Annotated in this window: 3 protein-coding genes; 1 reads left to right on the top strand and 2 read right to left on the bottom strand. The window is 37.3% G+C overall.

Annotated features, from left to right (window positions below):
* Positions 1 to 392: 392 nt before the first annotated feature.
* Entirely contained in the window at positions 393 to 1,268 is an 876-nt protein-coding gene (locus tag N667_RS0117365; protein ID WP_027410671.1) for a nucleotidyltransferase-like protein, read from the bottom strand.
* 142 nt (positions 1,269 to 1,410) lie between these two features.
* Here N667_RS0117365 and N667_RS0117360 point away from each other — a divergent pair, with 142 nt between their 5' ends.
* Positions 1,411 to 1,767: a YgzB family protein gene (locus N667_RS0117360; RefSeq protein WP_027410670.1), complete on the top strand. Its 357-nt coding sequence runs from the start codon at positions 1,411 to 1,413 to the stop codon at positions 1,765 to 1,767.
* 24 nt (positions 1,768 to 1,791) lie between these two features.
* Here N667_RS0117360 and perR read toward each other — a convergent pair whose 3' ends face one another.
* Complete coding sequence (gene perR / locus N667_RS0117355) at positions 1,792 to 2,241, bottom strand: peroxide-responsive transcriptional repressor PerR (RefSeq protein WP_027410669.1); 450 nt, start codon at positions 2,239 to 2,241, stop codon at positions 1,792 to 1,794.
* Positions 2,242 to 2,372 lie beyond the last annotated feature (131 nt).

Here is a 2,372-nt window from a genome sequence, read left to right as displayed (position 1 = left end):
GTCGGAAGAACATTTTCCTTTCGGCGTTAAACGCTCGCCTTCGCTTTTCTCATTGACGCTTCGTTTTGTTCAGTTTTCAAAGAACATCATTTAGTCGACTTCTTTCAAAGCGACTTTTTTATCATAACATTTCTCATTCATAAGTGTCAAGCTTTTTTTATTTCTCACGACTGCGGCTTCATACTCCGCAGCGGCGTTTTCTAATTTATCATTTTATTTTTTGCAAGTCAACCACTTTTTTTATTTTTTTGGTCCATAAATTTTTTATCCACTTTAGAGTAAGCAGCAAACCTTTATAAAAAAGCCGATGCGTGATTGAAGAATCATAAAAGAAAAGGCCCATGCTTTTTTACTGTTATTGACGTTTCAAAAAATCGGGCCTCCCTTACTTTTTATAGATGTTTTGCTACCGCATAGTAACGGTGAAAGACATTGTGCCCTTTTGTCGGTATTTCTTTGACTGCCAAAAGATGACGATCCACCAAATATTCCAACATAATGACAAGATCAACAGAATAAACTTGCAATTCAGGATGGTTGGCAATTTCCCCAATACTCCAAGTTCCTTCTTTTTGTTTTAATACTTTCAATAAATGAGCTGAACCCGATGGGATACGCGAATGAATTAAAAATTCACTTGCCAAAAATAAAAGCTCCAACCTTTTCTCTAGGGGTTCTTCACTTTCTACAAGCTCCTCGTAAAGCTTGTAAATTTGGGCGTCAATTTGCTTAACTTGATTCCACACAGTCACTTCCGGATAAAGCCCTTGCTCTATCACAGCAAGCCGTGCCAAATGATGCAAGGCATGAACAACATGGTTGTAGGCATCCAATAGCTGATTCGTCTCAAGAAATACTTTTCCATCCATATATCTTCGAATCAGCTTAGCAAACTCCAATCCCATTTTCAGTTGTCGCACTTCCTCAGGAAAATCCAGCATCTGCGCTCTCAATCGTTGCACATATTCATTGCGGTCAAATAGAACTTTTCCATTGAAAATCCAATCAATGATTTTACGATTGGAACCGAAAAGAACCCACTCATTTAACTTCTGTTCATCAACAATATATAGCGCTACCTTTTGCTCATTTGATATGTAATGCTTAATAAAAACTGAACGCTCGGTTTCTTTTGCAATAACTAATAAGATGGCATCGAACGTATCAGTAACTGCTGAATTGTTGATTTTTTTTTCAACCATTAAAATCCCTAACGTACTGCGATGACTCGCTCGCTCTTGATAAATGGGGCGAATTATATCCTCCATACTTTTTCCTCCATAAAATTCGAATGCTCTTACACGGGTTAATTCGACAAAAACCGCAAAATTCCTCTCTTTAAATTTGTCTGAATTCCGATTAATTCGTAAAATTTTATGATATAGTTGTTTTAGAAGGGGGACAAATCAAATGTCAATCAAATACTCAAGCAAAATCAATAAAATCCGTACATTTGCATTAAGCTTAATTTTTGTCGGCTTTATTGTAATGTATATAGGGGTATTTTTTCGTACTTCTATGCTAATTATGACTTTATTTATGATTCTAGGATTACTTTTCATTATCGCAAGTACTGTCGTGTATTTTTGGATTGGAATGTTATCGACAAAGACGATCCAAGTCGTTTGCCCAACGTGCGGAAAAATAACAAAAATGCTAGGAAGAGTCGATATGTGCATGTATTGCAATGAACCTTTAACATTAGATCCTGAATTAGCCGGCAAAGAGTTTGACGAAAAATACAACCGCAAACAAAAAAGAAGCTGATAGCGTCTCAGTGCTATCAGCTTCTTAATGCTTATGATACCCATTTTGACAATCAGTGCAAACGCCGTATACTTCCATCCGATGATGGCTAACTTTAAATCCTGTTACATGCGCCGCCAACGTCTCTACTTCATCCAACCCCGGGTAATGAAAATCAACAATTTTGCCACACTGTTCGCAAATAATATGGTAATGATCAGAGGTGACAAAATCGAAGCGGCTTGATGAATCACCGTAAGTTAGTTCCTTTACAAGCCCTACTTCTTTAAACACCCGAAGATTATTATAAACCGTTGCTACACTCATATTTGGAAATTTTCCTTCTAGTGCTTTATATATCTCATCCGCAGTCGGATGTGACATAGAACGAGTTAAATATTCCAATATCGCATGACGTTGCGGAGTAATACGAACCCCTGTTTGTTTCAACGTATCTAGCGCTTCCTTTAACAGTTGATTTTCGGACACCGTCATGCACCTCGCTTCCTCATTAAAAAAGAATTAATTATTACGGTACCGTCAAGAATTTTGTGTAATGCAACATAGATAGGGTATCTCTGAAATGGATTTGGAATGGATAGGGGACTAGTTCCCTCCACAAAAGG

This window comes from Anoxybacillus tepidamans PS2 (genome assembly GCF_000620165.1).
GTDB lineage: Bacteria > Bacillota > Bacilli > Bacillales > Anoxybacillaceae > Anoxybacteroides > Anoxybacteroides tepidamans_A.
Note: the sequence above shows the minus strand (reverse complement) of the source record. Positions and strands in the feature narration are given on the sequence as shown.

Excerpts from the sequence above, each read along its gene's own strand:
- perR (WP_027410669.1), bottom strand. The coding sequence starts at position 2,241 with ATGACGGTGTCCGAAAATCAACTGTTAAAGGAAGCGCTAGATACGTTG.
- N667_RS0117365 (WP_027410671.1), bottom strand. The coding sequence starts at position 1,268 with ATGGAGGATATAATTCGCCCCATTTATCAAGAGCGAGCGAGTCATCGC.
- N667_RS0117360 (WP_027410670.1), top strand. The coding sequence starts at position 1,411 with ATGTCAATCAAATACTCAAGCAAAATCAATAAAATCCGTACATTTGCA.